General features: G+C 65.7%; 22 protein-coding genes and 1 pseudogene. 10 read left to right on the forward strand and 13 right to left on the reverse strand.

All coding sequences use genetic code 11. The annotated features are described in order from the left end of the window. Window positions 1-44: 44 nt before the first annotated feature. The 3 genes from MJO58_RS18955 (at window position 45) to MJO58_RS18965 (ending at window position 2244) form a co-directional block, all read left to right on the forward strand. Window positions 45-920 (forward strand): PfkB family carbohydrate kinase, encoded by an 876-nt coding sequence (locus MJO58_RS18955; RefSeq protein WP_239720506.1) that lies wholly within the window; start codon window positions 45-47, stop codon window positions 918-920. Then, window positions 920-1528 carry a methyltransferase family protein gene (locus MJO58_RS18960; RefSeq protein ID WP_239720507.1) on the forward strand — a complete coding sequence of 203 codons (609 nt, stop codon included), beginning with the start codon at window positions 920-922 and terminating at the stop codon, window positions 1526-1528. Before MJO58_RS18955 ends, MJO58_RS18960 begins: the two co-directional genes overlap by 1 nt. Before the next feature lie 308 nt (window positions 1529-1836). Beyond that, window positions 1837-2244: a hypothetical protein gene (locus tag MJO58_RS18965; RefSeq protein WP_239720509.1), complete on the forward strand. Its 408-nt coding sequence runs from the start codon at window positions 1837-1839 to the stop codon at window positions 2242-2244. A gap of 47 nt (window positions 2245-2291) precedes the next feature. On the opposite strand, the gene MJO58_RS18970 is transcribed toward MJO58_RS18965, so the two are convergent. Beyond that, entirely contained in the window at window positions 2292-4334 is a 2043-nt protein-coding gene (locus MJO58_RS18970; protein ID WP_239720511.1) for an NAD(+) synthase, read from the reverse strand. Window positions 4335-4392: 58 nt separating this feature from the next. Between MJO58_RS18970 and MJO58_RS18975 the strand changes: the two genes are divergently transcribed. From MJO58_RS18975 to MJO58_RS18985, 3 genes are all read left to right on the forward strand, one after another. Then, a complete protein-coding gene (locus tag MJO58_RS18975; protein WP_239720512.1) occupies window positions 4393-4932 on the forward strand; it encodes a cysteine hydrolase family protein in 540 nt (179 codons plus the stop codon). 466 nt (window positions 4933-5398) lie between these two features. Then, the gene (locus MJO58_RS18980; RefSeq protein ID WP_239720513.1) at window positions 5399-6586 is read left to right on the forward strand and encodes a hypothetical protein; all 1188 of its coding nucleotides are present in this window, start codon (window positions 5399-5401) and stop codon (window positions 6584-6586) included. Between the two features lie 28 nt (window positions 6587-6614). Continuing rightward, window positions 6615-7010, forward strand: a complete 396-nt coding sequence (locus MJO58_RS18985) for a hypothetical protein (protein WP_239720515.1) — start codon at window positions 6615-6617, stop codon at window positions 7008-7010. A gap of 15 nt (window positions 7011-7025) precedes the next feature. Here MJO58_RS18985 and MJO58_RS18990 read toward each other — a convergent pair whose 3' ends face one another. Continuing rightward, entirely contained in the window at window positions 7026-7388 is a 363-nt protein-coding gene (locus MJO58_RS18990; protein WP_239720516.1) for a hypothetical protein, read from the reverse strand. 217 nt (window positions 7389-7605) lie between these two features. Here MJO58_RS18990 and MJO58_RS18995 point away from each other — a divergent pair, with 217 nt between their 5' ends. Both MJO58_RS18995 and MJO58_RS19000 read left to right on the forward strand, forming a co-directional pair. Continuing rightward, entirely contained in the window at window positions 7606-9543 is a 1938-nt protein-coding gene (locus MJO58_RS18995) for a serine/threonine-protein kinase (RefSeq protein WP_239720517.1), read from the forward strand. 121 nt (window positions 9544-9664) lie between these two features. Next, window positions 9665-10129 (forward strand): CHAP domain-containing protein, encoded by a 465-nt coding sequence (locus MJO58_RS19000; RefSeq protein WP_259608711.1) that lies wholly within the window; start codon window positions 9665-9667, stop codon window positions 10127-10129. A gap of 44 nt (window positions 10130-10173) precedes the next feature. Here MJO58_RS19000 and MJO58_RS19005 read toward each other — a convergent pair whose 3' ends face one another. After that, a complete protein-coding gene (locus MJO58_RS19005; protein WP_239720520.1) occupies window positions 10174-11667 on the reverse strand; it encodes an FAD-dependent oxidoreductase in 1494 nt (497 codons plus the stop codon). 120 nt (window positions 11668-11787) lie between these two features. Here MJO58_RS19005 and MJO58_RS19010 point away from each other — a divergent pair, with 120 nt between their 5' ends. Further along, on the forward strand, window positions 11788-12645 hold the full coding sequence (locus MJO58_RS19010) for an SIR2 family NAD-dependent protein deacylase (protein ID WP_239720522.1): 858 nt from the start codon (window positions 11788-11790) through the stop codon (window positions 12643-12645). Here the strand turns inward: MJO58_RS19010 and MJO58_RS19015 are convergent. Next, window positions 12642-13910, reverse strand: coding sequence for a cytochrome P450 (locus tag MJO58_RS19015; protein WP_239720523.1), 1269 nt, complete (start codon window positions 13908-13910; stop codon window positions 12642-12644). The genes MJO58_RS19010 and MJO58_RS19015 overlap by 4 nt on opposite strands. Before the next feature lie 93 nt (window positions 13911-14003). Between MJO58_RS19015 and MJO58_RS19020 the strand changes: the two genes are divergently transcribed. Continuing rightward, complete coding sequence (locus tag MJO58_RS19020) at window positions 14004-14654, forward strand: TetR/AcrR family transcriptional regulator (RefSeq protein ID WP_090604607.1); 651 nt, start codon at window positions 14004-14006, stop codon at window positions 14652-14654. A gap of 4 nt (window positions 14655-14658) precedes the next feature. On the opposite strand, the gene proB is transcribed toward MJO58_RS19020, so the two are convergent. From proB to MJO58_RS19065, 9 genes and pseudogenes are all read right to left on the reverse strand, one after another. Beyond that, on the reverse strand, window positions 14659-15762 hold the full coding sequence (proB, locus tag MJO58_RS19025) for a glutamate 5-kinase (RefSeq protein WP_239720525.1): 1104 nt from the start codon (window positions 15760-15762) through the stop codon (window positions 14659-14661). Continuing rightward, window positions 15759-17201, reverse strand: coding sequence for a GTPase ObgE (gene obgE, locus MJO58_RS19030; protein WP_239720526.1), 1443 nt, complete (start codon window positions 17199-17201; stop codon window positions 15759-15761). The genes proB and obgE overlap by 4 nt, the downstream gene beginning before the upstream one ends. A gap of 42 nt (window positions 17202-17243) precedes the next feature. Further along, complete coding sequence (gene rpmA, locus MJO58_RS19035; RefSeq protein ID WP_090604615.1) at window positions 17244-17510, reverse strand: 50S ribosomal protein L27; 267 nt, start codon at window positions 17508-17510, stop codon at window positions 17244-17246. A gap of 58 nt (window positions 17511-17568) precedes the next feature. Beyond that, on the reverse strand, window positions 17569-17880 hold the full coding sequence (gene rplU / locus MJO58_RS19040; protein ID WP_090604617.1) for a 50S ribosomal protein L21: 312 nt from the start codon (window positions 17878-17880) through the stop codon (window positions 17569-17571). A 330-nt stretch (window positions 17881-18210) separates the two neighbouring features. Next, the gene (rne, locus tag MJO58_RS19045; RefSeq protein ID WP_239720528.1) at window positions 18211-21033 is read right to left on the reverse strand and encodes a ribonuclease E; all 2823 of its coding nucleotides are present in this window, start codon (window positions 21031-21033) and stop codon (window positions 18211-18213) included. A 319-nt stretch (window positions 21034-21352) separates the two neighbouring features. Beyond that, the gene (gene ndk, locus MJO58_RS19050) at window positions 21353-21763 is read right to left on the reverse strand and encodes a nucleoside-diphosphate kinase (protein WP_239720530.1); all 411 of its coding nucleotides are present in this window, start codon (window positions 21761-21763) and stop codon (window positions 21353-21355) included. Window positions 21764-21792: 29 nt separating this feature from the next. Continuing rightward, window positions 21793-22170, reverse strand: coding sequence for a DUF4233 domain-containing protein (locus tag MJO58_RS19055; protein ID WP_239720531.1), 378 nt, complete (start codon window positions 22168-22170; stop codon window positions 21793-21795). Next, window positions 22167-23620 (reverse strand): annotated as a pseudogene (gene folC, locus MJO58_RS19060) (bifunctional tetrahydrofolate synthase/dihydrofolate synthase); the annotation flags it as partial. The gene MJO58_RS19055 and the pseudogene folC, both read right to left, overlap by 4 nt. Before the next feature lie 18 nt (window positions 23621-23638). Then, window positions 23639-26287: a valine--tRNA ligase gene (locus MJO58_RS19065; protein ID WP_239720534.1), complete on the reverse strand. Its 2649-nt coding sequence runs from the start codon at window positions 26285-26287 to the stop codon at window positions 23639-23641. Between the last annotated feature and the right edge of the window lie 48 nt (window positions 26288-26335).

The raw sequence follows: 26335 nt of genomic DNA on the forward strand, positions 1-26335 counted from the left end.
ATCGCCGTGGAAAAGGCCGGCAACCCGTGACTAACGTTGAACAGATGGCTCGGGTCTGTGTGGTGGGCAGCGTGAACATTGACATCACCTGCGACGTCGCCGCGCTTCCCCGCCCGGGCGAGACGGTGCTCGCGTCATCGCTCAGTTACGCACCCGGCGGCAAAGGCGGCAACCAGGCCGTGGCCGCGGCACGCGCGGGCGCGCACGTGCAATTCGTCGGGGCGCTCGGCGACGACGCCGCGGCCGCAGGCTTGCGGGGGCATCTGGTGGCCAACGGCGTTGGGCTGGACGCGACGGTGGCCGTCCCCGGTCCCAGTGGCACGGCGATCATCGTGGTGGATACCAGCGCCGAGAACACCATCGTGGTGGCGCCGGGTGCCAACGGACAGCTCACCCTGAGCACGACGGCCACCCGGGTGATCACCGACAGCGATGTGTTGTTGACCCAGTTGGAGATCCCGATCGCCACCGCGGTGGCCGCGGCGCGCGAAGCCAAGGCGGCGGGAGCGGTCGTCATCGTCAACGCGTCGCCGTGCCAACAGGTGCGAACCGCACTCGCCGAACTGGGGGATCTCGCGGACGTGGTGATCGCCAACGAAAGCGAAACCGAGGAGTTACCTTGGCGGCCACATCATTTGGTGACAACCCTCGGTGCCCGCGGCGCCCACTATGTCAGCCCCGACGACGAGCTCTGGGTACCCGCGCCCACGGTCCACCCGGTGGACACCACCGGTGCCGGTGACGTGTTTGCCGGAGTGCTGGCAGCGAGCTGGCCGCGCGACCCGGGTCGGCGGGCCGAGCGATTGGCTGCGTTGGAGCGGGCCTGTACCGCGGCCGCGCTGTCGACAACTGTGCCGGGGGCCGGTGACTGCGCGCCGGATGCCAACGCCATTGACGCGGCAATGCCCGGGCCCACGTGATGAACGGCGTCGCCGTCGTCGCCCTGGCACTCTTTGCCGTTTTCGGGGTTTTCGGATTCGGTTGGCGCAGTTGGTTACAGCATCGCCGCACGGGATCTACCGGCTTTCGCCGCATCCGCGGCGGGGTGACGGAATGGGTCGCGGGCGCGGGCTTTGCCGTCGCACTGGCGGTAGCGGCGAGCGCGCCGATCCTGCAGCTTTGCCACGTGGTTGCGCCGTTGCGTGCACTGACCGCCGGATGGATCCAGTACGTCGGGATCGTGGTCGCGATCCTGGGCATCGCCGCGACCGTATACGCGCAACTCGAGATGGGTGATTCCTGGCGGATCGGGGTGGACGAACGCGAAACCACGACCTTGGTACACACCGGTGTGTTCAGGCAGGTGCGCAACCCGATCTACACCGCCATGTTCACGTTCGGCTTCGGGGTCACGCTGGCGACGCCGAATGTCGTTGCTTTTGCCGGCTTTATCCTGCTCGTCGCAACCGTCGAGCTACAGGTCCGCCGTGTGGAGGAGCCGCACTTGCTGCGCGCCCACCGTGACGCGTACCGGGCCTATGCGGCCACCGTCGGCCGCTTCGTCCCGGGCGTCGGCCTGATTCGTTAGGGCGCGTCTCGCCGCACGTCGTGCGCGATCGCCGGGCCGTCGCCCGTTTCCAACTCGACGGCCGACTGACTCGCCGACACCCAACTGGCGGCTCGGCGACAACAGAATCGGCAGGTAGTGAGGTGGCCGCTCCGCTACGAACGCGAGCCGGTTGACGCGTAGCAGCGCGGTACCGAACGCGAGGCGTCAGCGGCCGCCGAACACCGGCTGACCTGCGGTTGGCAGCAACTGGCAGCGCCTGGCGTCGATCTGGCAGTGCTTTGCGAGCAACGTCAACAGCATCGGTAACCGAATCAGAAAGGAACCTCATGTCCGCCACCACTATTGACGGCACCGCGACTCGCGACGGATTTCTGCGCCTCGCGATGCGCGCCGACGCCGCCATCAGCGGCCTGGTCGGCCTGGCCGGCGTCCCGCTGGCCGGGTACCTGGCCCAGGCCTCCGGCATCACCAAGGCGTTCGAGTACGGCATGGCCGGCTTCTTGATCAGTTACGGCGTGCTGGTGCTCTGGCTGGCCTCACTGCCATCGGTGCGCCGCGTCGGCATGGCCGTCGTGCTCGGCAACCTGCTCTACACGGTGGCCGCCGTCGCGCTGGTGCTCGCCGATGTCTTCCCGTTGACCGCCACCGGCGTGATTCTCACCTTGGGATCCGGCATCTACACGCTGCTCTTCGCGGAGCTGCAATATCAGGGCTGGCGCCGCGCTAGGACCTAGCTCCAATCGCTCAGCCCGCTCGGTACCCGGGCGGGCTTCGAGCGGCGCTAGTCCTCGGGCACCTCTCGGTCGATTTCCTCGAGCCAGATGCGCCCGGACATGTCCGACGGGGCGCGCCAGTCTCCGCGCGGCGACAGCGCGCCGCCGTGGGACACCTTGGGGCCGTTGGGCAATGCCGAGCGTTTGAACTGACTGAATGAGTAGAACCGCTGCACGAAAACCTGCAGCCAGTGCCGGATCTCCTTGAGCTGATAGGACGGTCGCTTGTCTTCGGGGAATCCGGGCGGCCAGTTGCCCCGCTCGGGGTCGGTCCAGGCGTGCCAGGCCAGGAACGCGATCTTCGACGGCCGGAACCCGTAGCGTAGTACGTGGAACAGCGAAAAGTCTTGCAGCGCATAGGGTCCGATCTTGGCCTCGCTGCTCTGCAGTTCTTCTTCCTCGCCGGTGGGGACGAGTTCAGGAGTTATCTCGGTGTCGAGCACCGACTGCAGCACCTCGTCGACCTCGGACTCGAACTCCCCCGACCTGATGACCCAGCGGATCAGATGCTGGATCAGTGTTTTGGGCACGCCCGCGTTGACGTTGTAGTGCGACATCTGGTCGCCGACGCCATAGGTCGACCAGCCCAGGCCGAGCTCGGAGAGATCTCCGGTGCCCAGCACGATCCCGCCACGCTGATTGGCTAGCCGGAACAGGTAGTCGGTGCGCAATCCGGCCTGGACGTTTTCGAATGTGACGTCGTAGACTTTCTCGCCGCGGGAGAACGGATGATCCATCTCCTTGAGCATCAGTGCCGCGGTATCGCGGATGTCGATCTCGGCGAAAGTCACGCCGAGCGCGCGGCACAGCTCGATCGCGTTGCGTTTGGTGCGCTCACCCGTCGCAAACCCCGGCAGGGTGAACGCCAGAATATCGCCGCGCGGCCGGTTTTCGCGGTCCATCGCCCGCGCGGCGACAATCAGCGCGTGCGTCGAATCCAGCCCACCGGAAATCCCGATGACGACCTTGGGATAGTTCAGCGCGCGCAGCCGCTGTTCGAGGCCCGAGACCTGGATGTTGTAGGCCTCGTAGCAATCCTGTTGCAGCCGTTGCGGATCGGCGGGAACGAATGGGAAACGCTCGATCGTTCGCCTCAGCCCGATGTCGCCCACGGGCGGGTCCAGCTGAAACTCGATGAGCCGGAACGAGTCCGACAACGGCCGGTGATGGCGCCGGTTGTCGTCGAAAGTGCCTATGCGCAGCCGCTCCGAGCGCAGCAGCCCGGTGTCGACGTCCGCCACCGACCGCCGCTCCCCCTTGGGGAACCGCTCGGATTCGGCCAGCAGCACCCCGTTTTCGAAGATCATCGTCTGCCCGTCCCAGGCCAGGTCGGTCGTCGATTCGCCCTCGCCCGCGGCAGCGTAAACGTAGGCGGCCAGGCATCGCGACGACGCCGAGCGAGCCAGCAGCCGACGGTCCTCGGCCCGCCCGATCGTGATCGGGCTGCCGGACAGGTTGGCCAGCACCGTCGCTCCAGCCAGCGCCGCTTGCGCGCTGGGCGGAATCGGCACGAACATGTCCTCGCAGATTTCGACGTGCAGGACGAAATCGGGATAGTCGGAGGCCGCGAAGAGCAGATCGGGCCCAAACGGCGCCTCGATGTCGCCGATCCGGATGATGCCGTGCTCGTCGTCGCCGGGCGCGATCTGGCGGTGCTCGTAGAACTCGCGGTAGGTGGGCAGGTAGGACTTGGGCGCCACCCCGAGCACCACGCCGCGGTGGATGACGACGGCGGTGTTGTAGATGCGCTGCCGATAGCGCAGCGGAGCGCCGACCACCAAGATCGGCAGCAGGTCGCTGGATGCGGCGACGATGTCGGCCAGCGCTGTTTCGACATCGTCAAGCAATAGGTCCTGTAGGACGATGTCCTCGATGGAGTACCCGGACAGCGTCAGTTCCGGGAAGACGGCCAGCGCGACACCCTCGTCGTGACACTGGGCTGCCAGCCGCAGCACCGAGGCCGCGTTGGCCGCCGGGTCGCCGATCGTCGTGTGGTGCGTGCACGCGGCAACCCGGACAAATCCGTGGCGGTAGCTGTTGTAAAAGTCCATCGCCCTTCCATTGTCGCCTGATCGGTGTCAACAAGCATGCGCCGGGTATCACCTCGGCATGAGTGATACCGCAGTCTTGGTGGTCGACATGATGAACAGCTATCAGCATCCCGACGCTGAACTACTGATACCCAACGTCGACAAGATCATCGACCCGCTGACCGATTTGGTGCGCCGCGCGCGTGAATCCGACGACGTAGCCTTGATCTACGTCAACGACAACTACGGCGACTTCACCGCCGAGTTCGCCGACATCGTCGACTCCGCATGCCACGGGGCACGGCCCGACCTGGTGGAGCCGATCGTGCCGGCCAAGGGTAGCCGGCTAATGACCAAGGTCCGCCACAGCGCGTTCTATTCGACGTCACTGGCGTACCTACTCAATCGCCTCGGCACCGAGCGGTTGGTTCTGACCGGACAGGTCACCGAGCAGTGCATCCTCTACAGCGCACTGGATGCCTATGTGCGCCATTTTCAGGTAGTCATTCCCACGGACGCCGTCGCCCACATCGACGAAGAACTCGGCGCGGCAGCATGCAAGATGATGGAACGCAACATGTCTGCGGACCTGACGACCGCGGCAAACTGCCTCAAGTAAGAGTCGAATCAGACTGGGCTTTCCATCCAAATAGGTTGGGGCGCAATGCAAGTAGCCAAACTCCCCACCGCGAACTTGGCGCACCACGTGATCCGTAGCTAAGTGACTCGACTATTCCCACGCGAGCTCTAGACTCAACGAGGTGGCGGATGTGCTCCGGGTCAGAGATCAAGGGCTGCAGGTACTGGCAGCACATTGCGGCGCGGTGGCGGCGAGTTTGATAGCAGCGACCCCGCCGGCCAGCGTCGGACTACCAGTGCAAGCGACTTCTGGCGCCGTCGGATCCGCATGTGCGGCAATCGATGGGGTGATCACCACCCTGGCGCGGCGCGCCCAGACAAGTGCAACCAAAGCCGCTCTATCGAACGGTGAGTTTATTGCCACTGATGGCGCCGGCGCACACGCCGTGGCGTCGATCACGCAGGTGTGACCGTTGGTCGGGGTCGTTGGTGTAGGCGCGCCCAGCTTGTCGGAGATACAAGCCTGGGATGTCGCTCACCTCGAAAATGCCGCCAAAGACTGGACCACTACCGCCCAACACTGGGAAACATCATTTACCTCGATTCATCGGGCATCGGTGTCTCCAGGCGGGACCGTGTGGGAAGGTACCGCGGCCGAGGCCGCCCAGGCAAGGGCCTTCGCCGATCTCGTGAAAGTCCGCGGACTAGCCGATGCCCTCCACGAATCCGCTGCGATAGCGCACCGCGGAGCCGAGATCATCTATTCGGCGAAACAAAGTGCGCTGGATTCGGTCAAGGACGCCAGTGCCGCCGGCTATGTAGTGGGAGAAGACCTCTCGGTAACGCCGACGCGCGGTGGCGCAGCTGCTCAGGCCCAAGCGCAGATGTACGCCGCCCGTATCCAAGAGCGCGCTGTCCAATTGGCCGCCCACGACCAAGAGATCGCCGCCAAAATAACCGCGGCCGCCGCGCCGCTTAACGCGGTGGCCTTCGACGAGCCACCATCCGCGCCGGGCGACAACAATCCGAAAATTCAGGCAGTTGATCTGCATACGTTCAAAGATGCTCCGAATCCGGAACCCGAACCTCCGCCGGGTGGGTGGAGCGAAGACCCGCTGATGCGGGCTGCGCAAAAAATCGCCTATGGACATGCAAGTGGGCCCGACGGGCACCTGGCTGAGTTCTCCGGGATGACTAAGGATCAGCTTGCCGACCTCATACGCAACATGTTCACGCGCGATCCCAAGGATCTGATAGTTGGGCGAGCCCGAGACGGTGCCCCCGTGCTGTATGACCCGAAAAATAATGTGATTGTCATTCGTGATCCGGGCGGCCCCGACTGCGGAACCGTCTTTAAGCCGCACGACGGTATCGGGTATGTGTTAGGCGACGAGAACAATCGGCCAAAAATTGTCGCCCGCGAACCATCCATTCCGCCTGGCCAACTATCAGACGGCCCTCTTCCGGCGCCACGACCTGCCCCAACTGAGTCGGCGCCACCTGCCGCCCCGCGTCCACCAGTTCCAGCTCAACCGGCCCCCAAGCCGGCAGCGCCCCCGATTAAGGAAGGACCAATGCTTCCCGGTGGCCCAGGCGCACCCTTTGGGCCCACGTTGGCACCACCCCCGCATTGGCACGGTCCACACGTGCTTGGCGACGCCGCCGAAGAACCGTGGGAAGACGACCACCATTGATGCCCCACCACCTAGTTAGGCTGATTCCATGACCACGACGGAGCTCATCGACATAGAGCTGACCGACGATGAGCGCGACCTACTTTCCCACGGCCTCAACGAATATGGTGGGCCGATCCGCAATCAAGAGGTCATGGTCCGGGCTCTAGGTCTGCCCGACAGCGCAAGCTTCGACACCCTTGTCGCCCGACTCAGAAAGGCTATATCTCGGAGCGAGCCCCTCTCGAAAGTTGACTGGGCTCGCGCGGTATTTCTCACCGAGGTTTCCTGGGCGAGCAACTTAGTTGGCTCCGGCCTAGATTTCAGATCCAACTTTCACGACGACGAGGCGGCACCGCTAATGCGCTCCATACAGTCGAAGATCGGCCGTTACGGTGTTGGAGGAAGCCTGCTGGTTCCCGAGCACGTTGACGAGCAGGGGTAGCTGCACCAGCCGCCGCTAGGTGTACTCGTTGAGCGAAATCACCAGTGTCCTGCGGGTGTGAACATATCGACGTAATAGTGACCCCTGCCAGGGTGCTGACTCATGTCCGTCAACAGCTCGATAATTTCTTGCGCCTTGGCGTCGCTGAGGTGCCACACCCGCTCTGCCGTCATCATCATGGAACTCAATGTCGGACGCAGTGCCCTCGATGAGGAACTCGTGAATCGTTCCGTCGACGTCTAGCCGCGACGACCCCTTTTCCTGTGCGTGAATCAGCGCTACAAGGAAGGCATTCAACCCCTCGACATCCAAGGCCAACAACACAGCGTCCTCGCCAAAGTAGAACCCTTCGGCCAGGCCCGCACGGACCACGGACATGCCTTGATGATTCCTGAGTAGCGAACGGGATCGCAATTAGTGATCCGGCCGCTCCGCCTTCGATGAGGCGCGAGGAGTCCGGCACCTCGCACCCGATTTTCTATGACCCAGGAATGAGAATGGCCTTAAACACCGAGGTTCGGGAATTGCATTTCCTGGGTACGAGGCCGTCGCCCGATTTATCGTGTTCTCGACCGTGCGCTGCCGGGAGGCTGAAATGGATGGGACCCCGTTCGGGCGATATCGCTTGGTGGAGTTGTTGGGTCGCGGCGGCATGGGCGAGGTGTGGCGCGCTCACGACACCGGCACCGATCGCATTGTCGCGATCAAACTCTTGCCCGCGTTCTTGTCTGACGATGAGGAGTTCCAACAGCGTTTCCGCCGGGAAGCCCACGCCGCGGCCCGACTGAACAACCCACACGTCATCCCGATTCATAACTACGGCGAAATCGACGGCCAGCTCTATGTCGATATGCGGCTCATCGAGGGTCGCGATCTGCAGAGCGTCCTGGCCGACGGGCCGTTGGATCCGGTACGCGCGGTACGCATCATCGAGCAGGTCGCCAATGCCCTGCAGGCGGCCCACCGGGTTGGGCTGCTGCACCGCGACATCAAGCCCTCCAATATCCTGCTGGACCACGATGATTTCGCCTACCTGATCGACTTCGGTATCGCCCGCGCGATCGAAGAAACACGAATGACCAAGTCCGGCGACACAATTGGCACCTTCCAATACATTGCACCCGAGCGTCTGGACGCCACCGCGCACGAAGACTCCCGCGCCGACATCTACTCGTTGGCGTGTGTGCTCTATGAATCTCTCACCGGGCAGCCGCCTTTTCCCGGTAGTTCAGCGGCGCACCTGATTACCGCACATCTGCACACCCCGCCGCCTCGACCCTCAACCACCCAACCCGACGTGCCCGCAGAGGTCGACGAGGTGATCGCGACCGGCATGGCCAAAGATCCTGAGCAGCGCTATGCGACCACGGTGGAGTTGGCCAACGCCGCTCGCGACGCGGTCACCGACCGCATCGGGACGCCGACGGCCGCGGCGCAGCCGGCAACGATGCGGGCACCAGATCCCCGCCTGCCGGCGACCGCTTACGCGTCTTCGACGGCGCCCACCCAGTTCGGTCCACAGACCGACGCCACCTCGCCTCCGGCGCCACCCGCTGCGGACGGACGAAGCCTGAAACGCCGCCGGATCGCGCTGGCGGGCGGCGTGGCGGCGGCCGCGGCGGTCGTCGTCGTACTTGTCATGGCGTTCACCAACGTCGGATCCTCCGACAAGCCACGCGATGCCCCAAAGCCCGCCGCAGCTCCTAACACCGGGCCGTTCACGGGCGTGTATCGCGCCGACTTCGGCCCCTCGGCCACCAACGGGAAGCCGGATGACGGAGGGACGCCCTCAACCGGGCAGTGGTCTGTTCGTTCGGCATGCGGTTCAGCGGGCTGCGTGGCAACGGCGACGGCCACGGGCGGGGCCACCCTGCAGTCGTCGTTTGTCTTCGATGACGTTGGCGGGCAGTGGCGTGCGGTCGGCGCATACCCGGTAGCCTCGCCGCCGCCGGGCGTGTCGGGCTTCACCGGGTGCCAGTTCCCCGCCGAATACTGGACGGTCATCACGCTTCAACAGCGTCCCGACGGAACAATCGGCGGCCAGTACCGTGCAACGGGGCCCCCTGAGTGCGAGACCGAGCGCACCGTCACCTTTACCCGGATCGGCGACGTCGATGTCAACACGCTTCCGGACCCGGCCAGCCAACCGGCACCTGTCGGGTCCGCGGCCACCGCATTCCACGGCCGCTACCACGCGACGCAGACGCCGCTCGACACTCACAAAACGGGCACCTGGGAACCCCTTGTTTCGACAGACTGCCTGCGCACCGGCGAACGCTGCATCAGCAGGGTTGGCTACGACATCTACCACTTTTCGAACGGTAAATGGGTATTCGACCTTGACACCAAGCGGACGTGCGAAAAATCGGAAACAAGGGATACGACGACCTTCCATTGGGAATTTCCCTTGCCCCAACCACCGCAAGACCCGATCGCGCTGTTGACCGGACACGGCCACAAGCAGGTAACCGGCACCGATGGCTGTGCGGGCTCGTATGACGAAACCGTGAAATTCGAACGCACCGGCGACTGACCGCTCGAAGCCGAGACCGTGAAACGAATTCTGATCTCGCCGCGATAACAGGAAGGTAACGGGTTGATGGGCCGGCGAGAGGACGCGCATGAAGCGCAGCGCAATTATGGCCGCAGTCGCCGTGAGTAGCGCACTTTCGCTGGGGGCGTCAATGGCTCCGGCGCCGGCCAGCGGAGATCCGGCGGCAAGCGTAGGCCGCACGATCGACCACAACCCCTTTAGCGGCGACTACGAGGGGTACTGCACGTGGGGCGCCCAAGAACAGATTCACGCCCATACCGGCTACTACATCAAAGCGCTCACCGGAAACGCCGAAGAATGGGCTAACCAAGCCCGAGTGGCAGGCTGGACGGTCGGCAACGATGCGCAGCCCCACTCGATCGTGGTCTTCAGCAGCGCACTCGTCGGCGGCGTCGGACACGTCGCCTGGGTCGACGCCGTCGACGGCAACCACCTCACGATCACCGAAATGAACATGGGTTACGGGGCCACCGCGACCAACGGATTCCGAACCACGGGCTTCCACCAGTTCGACACGCGCAGCGTCGCACAGGCACCGGGAATGAGCTACATCCTCATCCCCTGAACGGGACCACGAAATATTCGACGTGCCAACATATTCGGCCGCTCTCACCGGTACATTTTGGCGCGGGTTACGCGCTGCTCATTAATCGGCCCGCACCGGATGTCGAATCGCTCCCGCACCGTATTGAGAACACGGCGCTGCCGCTCGCGTTCGCGGCGGTGCGTCAGCACGAACCGTGTCAGGCCCGGCAGGCGGCGCGGCAGCGGGTACCACTTATCGAAATCGAGACCGTTCTCCCTGAACACAGCTCTTGGGACGTTCTCATAAATCAGGCTGAGGTTGTGCTGGACATGCGCGAAAAGCACATACGGAAATGCGATCGGCGCCGTGTCCCTGAGTCCCTGCCAGTCGAGTTCGTAAAGCGGTATCTCCCTGAGCTTGTCCAAGAACAGCAGATGACCCAGGAAGTACCCCATGAATGCGGGCAGATGCAGGACAGCCGAGCGCACATTGATCGAAACGATTGCGCCACTGGGCGAAACGTAGGGCTCGTACGGGTATTCATCGGCGGCGTTGAGGTATCCCGTGCAGTTGACCACCCAGCTGCCCGGCTCGATCGCCTTCGTCGATCCGCTTCGGAGTAGCAGCTCGGTCGTGCCGTTGCAATCGACGACGTCTTCGAGATAATCCATGACGACGTCGTTGAGGCCGGCAGAGATCGTGTCGTTCTCCGCCTCCGATAACACCCCCAACACAAAGTTGTCCGATTGCGGCGTCAAGAACGTGCCGTAGGTTGCGCGGTACCAATCCTGGACCTCCGATTCGTTCGTGCCGTCGAACCGGCGACTCAGCTGTGCGGCAACAGTGCTCGGCACGGTGCCCGTCCACCACCTCCGGGAGCCACTCGGCAAGAGCCGGTCGCGGCTGGAGAAGAATGTTCCTCGGCCGGCGACCAGATTTACCTCGCGACCCGGGTAGGCCGTAATCAGTGCGTGAGCGGTGTCCATCGCGGTTTTTCCGCCACCGATGATCCACACCGGCGCACGGCTTTCCCTGATGTCGCCCGCCCGGATGTCGCAATAATCGGGCGACACCGAATGGACCCGTCTGCTGGAGATGTCCAGAGGTTGGTTGGGCGTGACTGCCAGACCGAATGCCTTGATCAATCGCTTGGCCTCAACGACGAGCATCCGGCCGTCAGCAGCCCGACAGGTGGCCCGCACGACTCCGTTCGCTTCCTCCTGAGACTCGAATTCCCAGCCGAAGTACTCGTCGACCGGCACGCGTTCGGCGATCACGTCGACGCAGTACCGAAGGTGGTCGAGCACCTCCCTTTTGGTCGCCAAAGGAGCGCGGTCCCGATCGAGGGTCCACTCGATGTTGCCCGCGGTGAACATCGGATGCGGTTGATGCAGGCGCACATACGAATACACGTCGACCCACATGCCGCCCGGGCGCGGCCGACGATCGATCAGGATCACCTTTTGGTACCGCGACAGGTACCGGCTCGCCGCGAACAGAGCGTTCAGCCCGGCGATGCCGGCTCCGATGATGCAAAGGTCGCAGGCTTCCACCCGCGGGGACTGGGAATCGGACATGATCCCGCCTTTCGGTGCAGAGGCGTCAAGTATGGGTACGCAGCCCTACTACCGGGATGAGTAATCGACTACTCCACTGGCGTCGGCATCGCTGCTTGATGGACCCGTACTCTCGAATACGTGCCTCGCCAACCCGAATCTCCGGAGCTGGTCGCGCTGTTGACTGGACGCCGGATCGCGGTGCTGACCGGCGCGGGGATTTCCACCGACTCGGGCATTCCCGATTACCGGGGACCGGATTCGCCACCGAGCAACCCGATGACGATTCGTCAGTTCACCTCGGATCCGGCGTTCCGCCAGCGGTACTGGGCCCGCAATCACGTGGGCTGGCGGCACATGGACGCGACGCAGCCGAATGCGGGGCATCGGGCGCTGGCCGCGCTAGAGCTTGCCGGGGTGGTCACCGGCGTGGTCACCCAGAACGTCGATCTGCTGCACACCAAGGCCGGCAGTGACAACGTGATCAATCTGCACGGCACCTACGCGCAGGTGATCTGCCTGAGCTGCGGCCACACCATGAGTCGCGCCGCGTTGGCCGACGAACTCGAGGTACTGAACCCGGGATTCATCGAACGCGCCGAGGCCATCGGTGGCCTGGCGGTGGCACCCGACGCCGACGCCGTCGTCGCCGATACCACGTCATTCCACTATCTGGACTGTCCGCGCTGCGCCGGCATGCTCAAGCCCGATATCGTATACTTCGGCGAAAGCGTTCCTAAAGACACTGTGACACAAGCTTTTTCGATGATCGATGAGTCCGATGCACTGTTGGTCGCGGGCTCGTCGCTGACCGTATTCTCCGGCTACCGATTCGTGCGGCACGCTGCCGCACGCGGCATCCCGGTCGCCATCGTCAACCGCGGACCCACCCGCGGTGACGAACTGGCCACCGTCAAACTCGACGGCGGGTGCTCGGAACTGCTGGTGCTGCTTGCCTCGGAACTAGGAGACGAGCTGGCGCCGCTGGCCCTGCACTAAAACGTGCAGGGCAGGCGGCGCACCGCGTGCACGAAGTTACCCGCCACGTACGTCGCCTCGCTCGCCTGAATGTCGGGCAGCTGACGCAGCAGCTCACCGAAGAAGGCGCGCAGTTGCGCGCGCGCCACGTGGGCACCGAGGCAGAAATGCAGTCCGCCGCCGCCGAATCCGACATGGGGATTGGGGCTGCGGCCCAGGTCGAAGTGATCCGGATGCTGGAAGGCATCGGTGTCCCAGTTGCCCGACGAATAGAACATCACCACCTTCTCGCCCGCCGCGATCCGCTGGCCACCGAGTTCGAAATCGGTTGCCGCCGTGCGGCGGAAGGTCATGACCGGTGTCGCCCAACGCACGAACTCCTCGACCGCCACTCCGATCCTGTCCTCGTAATCGTCCAGCAACCAAGCTCGTTGGGCCGGGAAGTCGGTGAGCGCTTTCATGGTGTGACTCATGGTCTGACGCGTGGTGTCATTGCCCGCCACCGAAAGCAACACGAAGAACGCGGCCACCTCCGCGTCGGTCAACCGGTCGCCGTCCACCTCGGCGTGCACCAGGCTGCTGATCAGGTCTTCGCCCGGGTTCTCGCGGCGCTGCGCGGCGAGCGTGCCGACGACCTGGTGCAGGTACATCTGCTGTTCGAAGATGACCTGCAGTGCGGGGCGCCCATTGAGAAAGTCGGGGTCGGCCCACGACACCAGCGCGTCGGTGGCATGTGCCATGCGCTCGCGCTCGGACTCTGGAATGCCCACCATGTCCGACAGCGTGCGGATGGGCAACTCCTTGGCGCAGAGGTCGACGAAATCCGCACCGCTGCCGGCGTCGCGGAGCTCCGCCACGATCGTCTTCGCGTTCGCCTGGATCGATTCCTCGATGCGGCGGACCTGCCGCGGCGTGAAGGCGGCGTGGGCGAGCTTGCGCAGCTTGGTGTGCCGCGGCGGGTCCATCGCCAGGAACGACTGGGACGCCTCGAGCAGCTCCATCGGAATGCTCTCGAACATCACCCCCTTGCCGGACAGGAAGACGTCGCTGTCGCGACTGACCGTGACGATGTCCGCGCGGCGGGTGACCGCCCAATAGCCGGGGTCGTCGGGGTCTGGCATCAGGGCGTCTTCGACGGGGGGATGCCAGCTCACCGGCCGCTCGGCCCGCAACTCCGCAAACGAGCGTTCCCGGTCGGCGGCCGTCGTCGACCAGAACTCGCGCGAGGACAGATCAATCGCGTCGTAGGCGCGTGGACGGCCGGACCGCCCGGTCAGTACTGCCATCGTTTGCCCTCCATCACGTCGTCAACTGCGACGAACATTATGCCTAGACACTATGTCTAGTCAATATGTTGAAATGTCGGTTATGCTCGGCAAATGCCCTCGGTCACCCGCAGGCCGCAGCCCAAGCGCGAGCAGTCGCGCCAGCAGCGGCGTGAGGAGATGGAGCGCCGCCTGCTCGACGCCACCGAGCGGTTGATGCTCGGCGGGGCCAGTTTCACCGAGCTCAGCGTGGACCGGCTGTCGACGGCGGCCGGCATCTCGCGGGCGAGCTTCTACATCTACTTCGAGGACAAGGGCCACCTGCTGCGCCGGCTCGCCGGACAGGTGTTCGCCGATCTGGCTGAAAGCGCGAATCGGTGGTGGAGCGTAGCGGGACGCCACGATCCGGCGGATGTGCGCGCGGCGATGACGAGCCTGGTGGCCAGCTATCGCCGCCATCAGCCGGTGCTCGTCGCGCTGAACGAAATGTCGGGCTACGACCCGGTAGTCGGCGCGACGTACCGCAATCTGTTGACCGCGATCACCGGGCGATTGACCCGCGTGATCGAAGAGGGCCAGGCCGACGGTTCGATCCGCCCGGAGCTATCCGCAGCCACCACGGCCAGCGCTTTGACTTGGATGGCCGAGCGGGCGTGCCAGCAGAATCTTCCGGGCGCGCCGAACTCCTATGATGCCGAACTGGCGACGACGTTGTCCGAAATCATCTGGGCCACTTTGTATCTCAAGCCGCTGTCGGCAGGCTGATAGGTCAGACTGCGACCAGGTCGTCGGCATGCACCGCGGGCCGGCGCAACTCGTCGGGCAGCTCGGAGGTCGACCGGCCCATCATGGTCGCCAGCTCGGCCGCGTCGTAGGCGACCACGCCGCGGGCCACCATCGTCGCGTCCGGTCCGTGCAATTCGACGACGTCGCCCCCGTAGAACCGGCCCGTCACCGCGGTGATGCCGGCGGCCAGCAGCGAGCGGCGGTGCTGCACCACCGCACGCACCGCGCCCGCGTCGAGGCTGAGCGAACCGGTGGACTCGGCGGCATATCGCACCCAGAACCGGCGGGCCGACATCCGCGCGGGCCGGGCGGCGAACACCGTGCCCGACGAGGCGTCGGTGAGAGCCGTCGCGGCATCCGACGCCCCGGCCAGCAGCACCGGCACCCCGGCGTCGGCGGCCAGCAGCGCCGAGGACATCTTCGACGCCATGCCGCCGGTGCCCAACGGGCTGCCCGGACCGGCCACCACACCGACCAGGTCCGACGCCGCGGCTACTTCGGGAATGAAGCGGGCCCCCTTGGCCTTTCGCGGATCGGTGTCGTAGAGGCCGTCGATGTCGGAGAGCAGCACCAGCGCCTCGGCGCCTACCAGGTGGGCCACCAGTGCCGACAGGCGGTCGTTGTCGCCGAACCGGATCTCGTTGGTGGCCACCGTGTCGTTTTCGTTGACGATCGCGACCGCGTGCAGCGCGCGCAACCGGTCCAGGGTGCGCTGGGCGTTGGTGTGCTGTGCCCGCATCGAAATGTCGTGCGCGGTCAGCAGTACCTGCCCGACCGTACGACCGTAGCGAGCGAACGCGGCACTCCACGCGTTCACCAGCGCGACCTGGCCCACGCTGGCGGCGGCCTGCTTGGTCGCCAAGTCCTTTGGGCGACGGGATAATCCGAGCGGCTCAATGCCCGCGGCGATCGCACCCGAGGACACGATGACGACGTCGGTACCCGCTTTCATGCGCGCCTCGATTGCATCGGCCAGACCGGCCAGTCGGCCGGCGTCGAACACCCCGGACGGTGCGGTCAGCGCGTTGGTGCCAATCTTGACGACCAGACTACGAGCGGTGCGGATGGCTTCGCGGTGGGCACTCACAGCTCGTCACCGCGTTCACGCCGCCGACGGCGGGCCGCCTTGCGCTCGTCGGCGCCGATGCGCTCGGTGCGTTCAAGCCGTGCGTCGGTGCCGCGGCCCGTCAGCGGAACCTGTTGGCCCGCCGGCGTTTGCGGCTCCCAATCAAATGTCATTTCGCCGATGGTCACCGCGCAGCCGGGCTGTGCGCCCAGCCGCAACAGCTCCTCCTCGACGCCGAGGCGGGCGAGGCGGTCGGCCAGGTAGCCCACCGCTTCGTCGTTGTCGAAATTGGTCTGGCCGATCCAGCGTTCGGGCCGGGCCCCGGTGACCACGAAACCGCCCTCCCCGTCGGACTCGACGGTGAAACCGCTGTCGTCCACGGGCACCGGGCGGATCACCGGGCGTCGCGCCACCGGCGCCGGGCGCGAGGCGTTGTACTCCGAGATCATCTTCGATAGCCCAAAGATCAACGGCTGCAACCCTTCCCGGGTTACTGTCGATACCAGGAACACCGGCCAGCCGCGCTCGGCGATCTCGTCGCGGACGAACTCGGCAAGCTCACGCGCCTCGGGTACGTCAATCTTGTTCAGTACCACCGCCCGCGGCCGCTCGGCCAGGTCGACCAGCGCCGCATCGCCTTGCAGGGTCGGCGTGTAAGCGGCGAGTTCGGCTTCCAGCGCGTCGATGTCGGAGATCGGGTCGCGGCCGGGCTCGGCAGTGGCGCAGTCGACAACATGCACCAGCACCGCGCATCGTTCGATGTGGCGCAGGAAATCCAGCCCAAGGCCGCGGCCTTGCGACGCGCCCGGGATCAAGCCGGGCACGTCGGCGACGGTGAACGACTGCTCGCCGGCCGAGACGACGCCGAGATTGGGAACCAGTGTGGTGAACGGATAGTCGGCGACCTTGGGTTTGGCCGCCGAGATGACCGATACCAGCGACGACTTGCCCGCCGACGGAAAGCCGACCAGCCCGACGTCCGCGACAGTCTTGAGCTCAAGGGTGAGATCGCGGGCCTGGCCGGGCTCACCCAGCAGCGCGAAGCCGGGTGCCTTGCGCGCCCGGGACGCGAGCGCCGCGTTGCCCAGCCCGCCGCGGCCGCCCGCGGCGGCTTCGAAGCGGGTGCCCACACCGACCAAATCGGCCAGCAGGCGGCCGTTTTCGTCCAGCACGACGGTGCCGTCGGGGACCTTGACTTCCAGATCCGCACCCGCCGCGCCGTCGCGGTTGCTGCCCGCCCCCTGCTTGCCGTTGGGAGCGGTGACGTGCGGCCGGAAATGGTAATCCAGCAGCGTGTGTACGGCGGGATCGACAACAAAGACGATGCTGCCGCCACGGCCGCCATTCCCGCCGTCGGGGCCGCCGAGCGGCTTGAACTTCTCGCGATGAACCGAGGCGCAGCCGTTACCGCCGGAGCCCGCTCGGGCGTGGATGACGACTCGATCGACAAACCGAGGCATCGGGGGTCCTCTCAGCTACCCGCATGCACGGGCGCAGCGACCTTAGTCGGTGGTCTGCCCGGCCGCGACGATGCTGACGGTCTTACGGCCGCGCTTGAGGCCGAACTGGACGGCGCCGGCTTCCTTGGCGAACAACGTGTCGTCGCCGCCACGCCCGACATTGACGCCGGGGTGGAAGTGGGTGCCACGCTGGCGGACGATGATTTCGCCGGCCTTCACGATCTGGCCGCCGAATCGCTTGACGCCCAGCCGCTGAGCGGCGGAGTCGCGACCGTTGCGCGAGCTGGAAGCGCCCTTCTTGTGTGCCATGTCTATGAGCCTCCGCTCAGTGCTGTCGGTTCTGTCTGTTCTTCGCCGGACGGGCCGGTCACGCGATTCCGGTGACCTTCAGGACCGTCAACTGCTGACGGTGGCCCTGACGCTTGTGGTAGCCGGTCTTGTTCTTGAACTTGTGGATACGGATCTTCGGGCCCTTGGTGTGCTCGAGCACTTCGCCGGTCACGGCTACCTTGGCCAGCGCGGCAGCGTCGGAAGTGACGGTCGCACCGTCAACCACCAGCGCCACCGGCAACGACACCTGGGCGCCGGGCTCGGATTCGAGCTTCTCGACCTTGACCACGTCACCGACGGCAACCTTGTACTGCTTGCCACCGGCCTTGACGATTGCGTAGGTCGCCATCGTTGCTCCTGCCTCTTCCTTACGTCTTCCGCGCGCGTGCAAACCGCGATGCGCGTGGTGGGTCTGGGGAGCGGGAGAATCTTCCCGCCTGTCGTCCGCCGAAGTCAGCCGCCCGGCTTGACGACAACTGTCCAAGGGTACGTGACCAGCGGCTACAGGGTCAAACCGGCACCCGGGCGAGCCGCGGCAGGCTCCAGGCCTGGTCAGCACCCCCCGAGGCGGGGCCCGGCAACGTTAAGAACCGCTCTTTCCAGGTATTTATTGCCTGTTAGCTAACCTCTGACGGTAGGCCGTCCAGGTAGCAGCTGTCGATTTCGCGGTCGCCGCGGGTTAGTCAGCGTGGATGGGCGGACCTGCCGGCCTGCCCGCCGCGCGCCGGCGACGTGGACGTCCGAAGCCCGAGTCGGCGTCGGCCCCGTTCGACGAACCGTGTTCGTCGTCTGAATCCTCGTCGTCGTCTGAATCCTCGTCGTCGTCCAGATCCTCGTCCTCATCATCGAGGTCGAGATCCTCATCGTCGTCGAGGTCTTCGTCGTCATCGTCGAGATCCTCGTCGTCGAGATCCTCGTCGACCGAGTCCTCCTCGTCGACCTCGTCGGTGTCCTGATCCGTGTCGTCGTCCTCGAAGGCCTCGGAGTCGGCGTCCTCCAGGTCGGCCGGACCCTCCTGAGTCTGCTCGTCGATCTCGGCGACGACGTCCTCGCCGGCCTCGTCGGCATCACCGTTGTCGCGGGTGGCCATCGCCTTGAACATCGGATGCTCACCCGGCGCATGCACGGGCACCTTGGCGACGGCCGGCTGATCGGCGGGCTCTTCGGATCGGTTCTTCTTCGACCGCTTGCCGCGACGGCCGCCGCCCGACTCGGACTTGCGCCCGATCGTCGGGGCCGAGTCGACCGGGTCGGCGTGCAGCAGGATCCCGCGGCCGCCACAGTTCGGGCACGACGTCGAAAACGCCTCGATCAGACCGGTTCCCAAGCGCTTGCGGGTCAATTGCACCAGGCCTAACGATGTCACCTCGGACACCTGGTGGCGGGTGCGGTCCCGGGCCAGCGCCTCGGTGAGCCGGCGCAGCACCAGGTCGCGGTTGGATTCGAGCACCATGTCGATGAAGTCGATGACCACGATGCCGCCGATGTCGCGCAGCCGCAGCTGACGCACGATCTCCTCGGCCGCCTCCAGGTTGTTCTTGGTGACCGTCTGCTCGAGGTTGCCGCCGGATCCGGTGAACTTGCCGGTGTTGACGTCGACCACGGTCATTGCCTCGGTGCGGTCGATGACCAGCGTGCCGCCCGAAGGCAGCCACACCTTGCGCTCCATCGCCTTGGTCAGCTGCTCGTCGATGCGGTGCACCGCGAACACGTCCGGGCCGGGCTGCCCTTCCGCTCCGGCCGGGGGCTCGTATTTCGTCAGCTTCGAAACTAGATCGGGCGCAACGGAATTCACGTAGTCGTTGATGGTGTTCCACGCCTCGTCACCGGAGACGATGAGACCGGCGAAGTCCTCGTTGAACAGGTCGCGGATGACCTTGACCAACACATCGGGCTCTTCGTACAGCGCGACCGCCGCGCCCGCGGCCTTCTGTTTGGTCTCGCCCGCCTTGGCCTCGATCTGCTCCCATCGCTCCTGCAGGCGGGTGACATCGTGGCGGATGTCTTCCTCTTTGACACCCTCGGACGCGGTCCGGATGATCACTCCGGCGTTCGACGGCACCACCTCACGCAGGATCTCCTTGAGACGCTGGCGTTCGGTGTCGGGCAGCTTGCGGCTGATCCCGGTCGACGACGCGCCCGGCACATAAACCAGGTAGCGGCCGGCCAGTGAGACCTGGGTGGTCAACCGTGCGCCCTTGTGTCCGACCGGGTCCTTGCTGACCTGGACGACGACGTAATCGCCTGGCTTAAGCGCCTTTTCGATCTTGCGCTCGGCACCGCCCAGCCCCGCCGCCTCCCAGTTGACCTCGCCGGCGTATAGCACGCCGTTGCGGCCCCGACCGATGTCGACGAACGCCGCCTCCATCGAGGGCAGCACGTTCTGCACGATGCCGAGGTAGATGTTGCCGACCAGTGACGCCGACGCAGCCGACGTCACGAAATGCTCGACGACGATGCCGTCCTCGAGCACGGCGATCTGCGTGTAGCGCGCACCGGGGTGCGGCGGGTCGGTGCGGACCCGGTCGCGCACCACCATGACCCGTTCGACGGCCTCGCGGCGCGCCAGGAATTCGGCCTCGGTCAGCACCGGCGGGCGGCGCCGTCCGGCGTCCCGCCCGTCGCGGCGGCGCTGCCGCTTGGCCTCCAGCCGCGTTGAGCCGTCGATGCCCTTGATCTCGGCATTGCTCGAGCCGTTATTGCCTCTGCCGCCGTCGTCGGAAGATCCCCCCTTGCCGCGCGGTGCCCGCTCGTGCACGACGGTGTTCGGCGGATCGTCCGGCGAGGCGTCGTCGTTGTCGTCACCCGAACCCGACTTGCGACGACGACGCCTGCGACGGCGCCGGGTGGCGGCGTCCGGCGAACCGTCGTCGGCGCCGTTGTCGTCGTCGGAGTCATCCGAGTCCTGGTCGTCGGGGTCGTCGGCGTCGTCGTCCGAGTCAGCGGATTTCTGGCCGCGCTGCTCGCCGTCACCGTCGTCGTCCTGGTCGGGCCCGCCCTGGTCGCCACGGCCGCGGCCGCGGCCCCGCCGGCCCCGGCGGCGGCGCCGGTTAGCCGGCCGATCGGCCTGTTCCTCGTCGTCGTCACCGTCATCGGAATCGTCGTCGGCGTCGGTGTCGGTGCTGTCGTCAGCGCGGGCTTGAACGTCGGTCGCGACGGGCTGTGGCGCCACGAACAGCGGCATGTACGCGGGGCGGTCGATCACGTTCTCGACCGCTACCCGGGACTCAGATGCCCCGGGTGAGGCGACCTCGGCGCTGCTGAAGGCCACGAAGTTCTCCGGGGGCCGGGGCGACAGCAGATCACGCACCCGAATCGCGTCCTCGTAGTCCACACCGGAATGCGCGCTGCGGATGCGTCCGTCCAACGCGCTGAGCGCGTCGACCACCCGCTTGCTGGTGGTTCCCAGCGCTCGTGCCAGGGAGTGGACTCTCAAACGATCCGGCAGGTCTTCCTGAGCCGGCGTAGGTGAAGGACCTGAAGTTTGGTCACCGTCTATCACGTATTCTCCTCAAGCCCCCGGGCGCGTCATGTCGACGCGGCCACGCGAGGGCTTCGCTATGTGCCCGGGTCACTTCTCCCGGACTTGTGATGGTCTTGCCCCGAGCGACTCGGCTTGAACCCACTCGGCGCCGTGCTGAATGTCGGCCTGACATGCCGCGCAACATCGCGAGCTGGCAATGGTCGCGCTTGTCTAAGTCTTCATTCGAGTGTCTGACGCCGGTCCGGCGACGTTCACCCGCAGTCAGTATCCCACATCACGCCGCGGGCCCAAACGAGCCTGACCTGGAACCCCGGCACCGGGGTGAAGGTCTACGGGCCTAAGCGCCGGGAAACCATAGCGCGATTTCGCGCTTGGCTGAATCGATTGAATCGGATCCGTGCACCAGATTCAGCTGCGTTTCCAGCCCGAAATCGCCACGAATACTGCCCGTTGTAGCCTTCTCCACCGGGTCGGTACCGCCCGCGAGCTGCCGAAACGCCGCAATGGCGCGCGGCCCCTCGACGATCGCCGCTACGACCGGTCCCGACGTGATGAAGTCGAGTAGCGACTCGAAGAACGGCTTACCGTCGTGCTCGGCGTAGTGCTGCGTAGCCAACTCTTTGGTTACGCTGCGCAACTCGAGCGCCACAATCGCGAGGCCCTTGCGCTCGATGCGGCTGATGATCTCACCGATTAGCCGCCGTTCGACGCCGTCGGGCTTGATCAGAACCAGGGTCCGTTCCGTCACGGCGGTCAGCGTACCGAAAGAATCGCGACTCAGCCCGGCGGTGGTTGCCTCTGACGCCGTCGGACCTCGGCGCGGAAGTACGCGATCAGCAGCCACAAGCCGGTGAACAGCACCCCGATGAATCCGACGCCCGGGTACACCGCGAAGCCGACGAGTAGGAGCAGCTGAGCGGCCAGGTTCACCCAGATCGCCCAGGGTTTGCGCTGCACCCCGCACAGCACGATGAGCAGCCCGGCCACGCTGACCAGGTAGCCCAGGGACACCGAGGTCAGTCCGCCGCCGACCGCGCCGACCACGGGGATCGCCAGCAATACGACGATGGCTTCCAAGAGCAGCGTGGCGGCCATCACGGCGCCGAAGCTCTTCCAGGGGTCAGCCGGCGGCGAGTTCTGCTCGCTATCGGTCATTGGGGGTCACGACCAAACAAGGTACGCGCGGCCCCGGCGGTGAACACCGAGCCGGTGATCACCATTCCGGTGCCGGCAAACTCTTCCGCTTCGCCCTCGGCGGCGGCGTCGTCGACCAGCGCGGTCGCGACGTCGATCGCGTCACGCAGGTTTTCGGCGGTCAGCACCCGATCGGGTCCGAATCGCTGCTGGGCCGCCAGCGACAGCGCCTCGACATCCAGTGCCCGCGGCGATCCGTTGTGCGTCACGACGACGGAATCGAACGCCGGCTCCAGCGCAGCCAGGATGCCGTCGACGTCCTTGTCGGCCATTACGCTGAGGACCCCGACCAGGTAGCGAAAGTCGAATTCGCTGTCCAGGGTCTGCGCTAGCGCCGCAGCTCCGGCGGGATTGTGCGCGGCATCGATGAAAACCGTTGGCGCGCTGCGCATTCGCTCCAGCCGGCCCGGACTCGTGACGGCAGCGAAACCGGCCCGCACTGCCTCGACGTCGAGCTGACGCTGCGCGCCAGCGCCGAAGAAGGCCTCGACCGCCGCCAGAGCCACTACCGCGTTGTGCGCCTGGTGCTCACCGTGCAGCGGCAGGTACATGTCGGAGTACACCCCGCCGAGGCCCTGCAGCTGCAGCACCTGCCCGCCGATCGCGACCTGCCGGCCCAGCACCGCGAACTCCGAGTCCTCACGCGCTACAGCGGCGTCGGCCGGAACAGACTGCGCCAGAATCACTTCCATCGCCTCGGGCGCTTGGCGCGCGATGACCGCGACGGTGTCGGGCGCGCCTTCCGGGGCTCTGGTGATGATGCCCGCCTTCTCGCCGGCGATCGCGGCGATGTCCTCACCGAGGTATTCGACGTGGTCGATGCCGATCGGGGTGATGACCGCGACGGGCGCGTTAATCACGTTGGTGGCATCCCAGCGACCGCCCATGCCGACCTCGACGACCGCGACCTCGACCGGCGCATCGGCGAAGGCCGCGAAGGCCATCGCGGTCAGCACCTCGAACTTGCTCACACGGGGGCCCTGCCCCCCGAAAACACCAGCCTGTGACTGCGCGTCGATCATCTGCACGAACGGCTCGATCTCCCGGTAGGTCGCCACGTATTGCGCTGGGCTGATTGGCTTTCCGTCGATCGCGATGCGTTCGATCGCCGACTGCAGGTGCGGGCTGGTAGTGCGGCCGGTGCGCCGGTGCAGCGCGGTCAGCAGCGCGTCGATGATACGCACCACCGAGGTTTTTCCGTTGGTACCCGCGACGTGGATCGACGGATAGCCGAGCTGCGGCGAGCCGAGCAGATCCATCAGGGCGCTGATACGGGTCAGGCTCGGTTCGATTTTCGTCTCGGGCCAACGCTGGTCCAGCAGATGCTCGACCTGCAACAGGGACGCGATCTCGTCCGGCGTCGGAGCCTCGTCCGGCGCCGGAGCAGAGCTGGTGGCCCCGGATTCGTCGAGCCAGTCGGGCTCGTCGGTCATTGCAGCCCGGCCAGCCTGGCGTTGATCCGCTCGGTTTCCTCTTGGGCCAGGCGCTGACGATCGCGGATCTTGGTGACGACCTGTTCCGGCGCCTTGGCCAGGAAGTCCTGGTTATCCAATTTTGCTGCGGTGGAGGCTAATTCCTTCTGCGCTGCAGCCAAGTCCTTTTCCAGGCGGCGGCGCTCGGCGGCGACGTCGATGGTGCCCGACGTGTCGAGCTCGACGACGACGGTGCCACCACTCAACCGAACTTCCACGGATGCCGACGGGTTGAACTCGGGGCCCGGCGCGGTGAGCCACGCCAGCGACGTCACCGCGGACGCCTGGGTGCTCAGATCGCTGTCCTCGACACCGGCCAGCCGCGCCGGGACTTTCTGCCGGTCCGCCAGACCCTGGTCGCTGCGGAACCGGCGAACCTCGGTGACCAGCCGCTGCATATCGCTGACACGCTGCACCGCACCAGGATCCAGGCTGATGCCGGACGGCTTCGGCCACTCGGCGATGACCAGGGACTCCTCCCCCGTCAACGCCTGCCATAGCTCCTCGGTAACAAACGGGATGACCGGCTGCAACAACCGCAGTAGCGTGTCGAGGCCCGCGGCCAGCACCGCGGTGGTATGGGTGAGCCCGTCGGCAATCTGCACCTTGGCCACTTCGAGATACCAGTCACAGAATTCGTCCCACGCGAAGTGATAGAGCGCCTCGCAGGCGCGGCTGAACTCGAAGCTGTCGAACGCCGAATCCACTTCGGCGCGAACCTCTTCCAACCGTCCCAGGATCCACCGGTCGGCGTCGGTCAGCTCGGCGACCGACGGCAGGGGTGCCAGTTGCGCGCCGTTGAGTAACGCGAAGCGAGTGGCATTGAACAGCTTGGTGACGAAGTTGCGTGACGCTCGGACGGCATCCTCGCCGACGGACAGGTCGCCACCGGGACTGGCGCCACGAGCGAGGGTGAACCGCAGCGCGTCGGCCCCGAACATCTCCAGCCAGTCCAGGGGGTCGATCACGTTGCCCTTGGACTTACTCATCTTGCGGCCGAACTCGTCGCGGATCAGCCCGTGCAGGAAGACGTCGGTGAACGGCACCTGCGGGCCGCGGGCACCGCCGAGCGTGATCGCGTCGTCGCCGCCGACGAAGGTACCAAACATCATCATCCGCGCCACCCAGAAGAACAGGATGTCGTATCCGGTCACCAAAACACTTGTCGGATAAAACTTTTCAAGATCGGGAGTCTGCGACGGCCAGCCCAGGGTGGAGAACGGCCACAGCGCCGACGAAAACCAGGTGTCCAACACGTCGGGGTCTTGCTCCCAGCCCTCCGGCGGGATCTCGTCCGGTCCGACGCACACCTTTTTGCCGTCGGGCCCATACCAGATCGGGATGCGGTGACCCCACCACAGCTGTCGCGAGATGCACCAATCGTGCATGTCGTCGACCCAGGCGAACCAGCGCGGCTCCAGGCTGGCCGGGTGAATCACGGTGTCCCCGTTGCGCACCGCGTCGCCGGCGGCCTTGGCCAGCGATTCCACCCTGACCCACCACTGCAGCGACAGCCGGGGCTCGATCGGTTCGCCACTGCGCTCCGAGTGCCCCACGCTGTGCAGGTAGGGCCGCTTCTCCGCGACTACCCGGCCCTGCGCCGCCAGCGCCTCACGGACGGCGACACGAGCTTCGAAGCGGTCCATGCCGTCGAATTGTGTTCCGGTGTCGACGATCCGGCCCTTGGTGTCGAGGATCGAGATCATCGGCAACTCGTGGCGCAGCCCGATCTCGAAGTCGTTCGGGTCGTGCGCGGGCGTGACTTTGACTGCGCCGGTACCGAATTCGGGGTCCACGTGCTCGTCGGCGACGATGATCAGCTGCCGATCGATGAATGGATGCGGCAGCGTGGTGCCGACCAGGTGGCGGTAGCGCTCGTCATCGGGATGCACCGCGACCGCCGTGTCACCGAGCATCGTCTCGACGCGGGTGGTGGCGACCACGATGTGCGGTTGCGAGTCGTCGAGCGAGCCGTACCGGAACGACACAAGTTCGCCCTCGACGTCGAGGTAATTGACCTCGAGATCCGAGATCGCCGTTTCGAGCACCGGCGACCAGTTGACGAGTCGCTCGGCCTGATAGATCAGCCCCGCGTCGTAGAGCCGCTTGAAGATCGTCCGCACCGCGCGGGACAGGCCCTCGTCCATCGTGAACCGGTCGCGGTCCCAATCCACCCCGTCGCCGAGGCGCCGCATTTGGCCGCCGATGGCGCCGCCGGACTCATGCTTCCAGTCCCAGACCTTGTCGACGAAGAGCTCGCGACCGAAGTCCTCTTTGGTTTTGCCGTCGACCGCGAGCTGCTTTTCCACCACGCTCTGCGTCGCGATGCCGGCGTGATCCGTCCCGGGCTGCCACAGCACCTCGTATCCCTGCATGCGCTTGCGGCGGGTCAGGGCGTCCATCATCGTGTGTTCCAGCGCGTGGCCCATGTGCAGGCTGCCCGTGACGTTCGGCGGCGGCAGCACAATCGAGTACCCGGGCTTGGAGCTAGTCGGGTCCGCCTTGAAGTAACCGGCATCCACCCACCTCTGGTAGATCGCCGTCTCCTGCGCACCGGGATCCCACGACTTGGGCAGGTCGGCGGCGGAGCGGGGGCTGGCGGTCACCGGTCAATTCTAGGAACCGCGACGGGCACGCGTGTAAGCGCCCGAACA

The sequence above is a fragment of the Mycobacterium lentiflavum genome (assembly GCF_022374895.2).
In the GTDB taxonomy this organism is placed as follows: Bacteria; Actinomycetota; Actinomycetes; order Mycobacteriales; family Mycobacteriaceae; genus Mycobacterium; species Mycobacterium lentiflavum.

What these genes read in the sequence shown, in the direction of transcription:
- MJO58_RS18955 (WP_239720506.1), top strand. Translation starts at nt 45, where the DNA reads ATGGCTCGGGTCTGTGTGGTGGGCAGCGTGAACATTGACATCACCTGC.
- MJO58_RS18960 (WP_239720507.1), top strand. Translation starts at nt 920, where the DNA reads ATGAACGGCGTCGCCGTCGTCGCCCTGGCACTCTTTGCCGTTTTCGGG.
- MJO58_RS18965 (WP_239720509.1), top strand. Translation starts at nt 1,837, where the DNA reads ATGTCCGCCACCACTATTGACGGCACCGCGACTCGCGACGGATTTCTG.
- MJO58_RS18970 (WP_239720511.1), bottom strand. Translation starts at nt 4,334, where the DNA reads ATGGACTTTTACAACAGCTACCGCCACGGATTTGTCCGGGTTGCCGCG.
- MJO58_RS18975 (WP_239720512.1), top strand. Translation starts at nt 4,393, where the DNA reads ATGAGTGATACCGCAGTCTTGGTGGTCGACATGATGAACAGCTATCAG.
- MJO58_RS18985 (WP_239720515.1), top strand. Translation starts at nt 6,615, where the DNA reads ATGACCACGACGGAGCTCATCGACATAGAGCTGACCGACGATGAGCGC.
- MJO58_RS18990 (WP_239720516.1), bottom strand. Translation starts at nt 7,388, where the DNA reads ATGTCCGTGGTCCGTGCGGGCCTGGCCGAAGGGTTCTACTTTGGCGAG.
- MJO58_RS18995 (WP_239720517.1), top strand. Translation starts at nt 7,606, where the DNA reads ATGGATGGGACCCCGTTCGGGCGATATCGCTTGGTGGAGTTGTTGGGT.
- MJO58_RS19005 (WP_239720520.1), bottom strand. Translation starts at nt 11,667, where the DNA reads ATGTCCGATTCCCAGTCCCCGCGGGTGGAAGCCTGCGACCTTTGCATC.
- MJO58_RS19015 (WP_239720523.1), bottom strand. Translation starts at nt 13,910, where the DNA reads ATGGCAGTACTGACCGGGCGGTCCGGCCGTCCACGCGCCTACGACGCG.
- MJO58_RS19020 (WP_090604607.1), top strand. Translation starts at nt 14,004, where the DNA reads ATGCCCTCGGTCACCCGCAGGCCGCAGCCCAAGCGCGAGCAGTCGCGC.
- obgE (WP_239720526.1), bottom strand. Translation starts at nt 17,201, where the DNA reads ATGCCTCGGTTTGTCGATCGAGTCGTCATCCACGCCCGAGCGGGCTCC.
- rpmA (WP_090604615.1), bottom strand. Translation starts at nt 17,510, where the DNA reads ATGGCACACAAGAAGGGCGCTTCCAGCTCGCGCAACGGTCGCGACTCC.
- rplU (WP_090604617.1), bottom strand. Translation starts at nt 17,880, where the DNA reads ATGGCGACCTACGCAATCGTCAAGGCCGGTGGCAAGCAGTACAAGGTT.
- MJO58_RS19055 (WP_239720531.1), bottom strand. Translation starts at nt 22,170, where the DNA reads ATGACCGATAGCGAGCAGAACTCGCCGCCGGCTGACCCCTGGAAGAGC.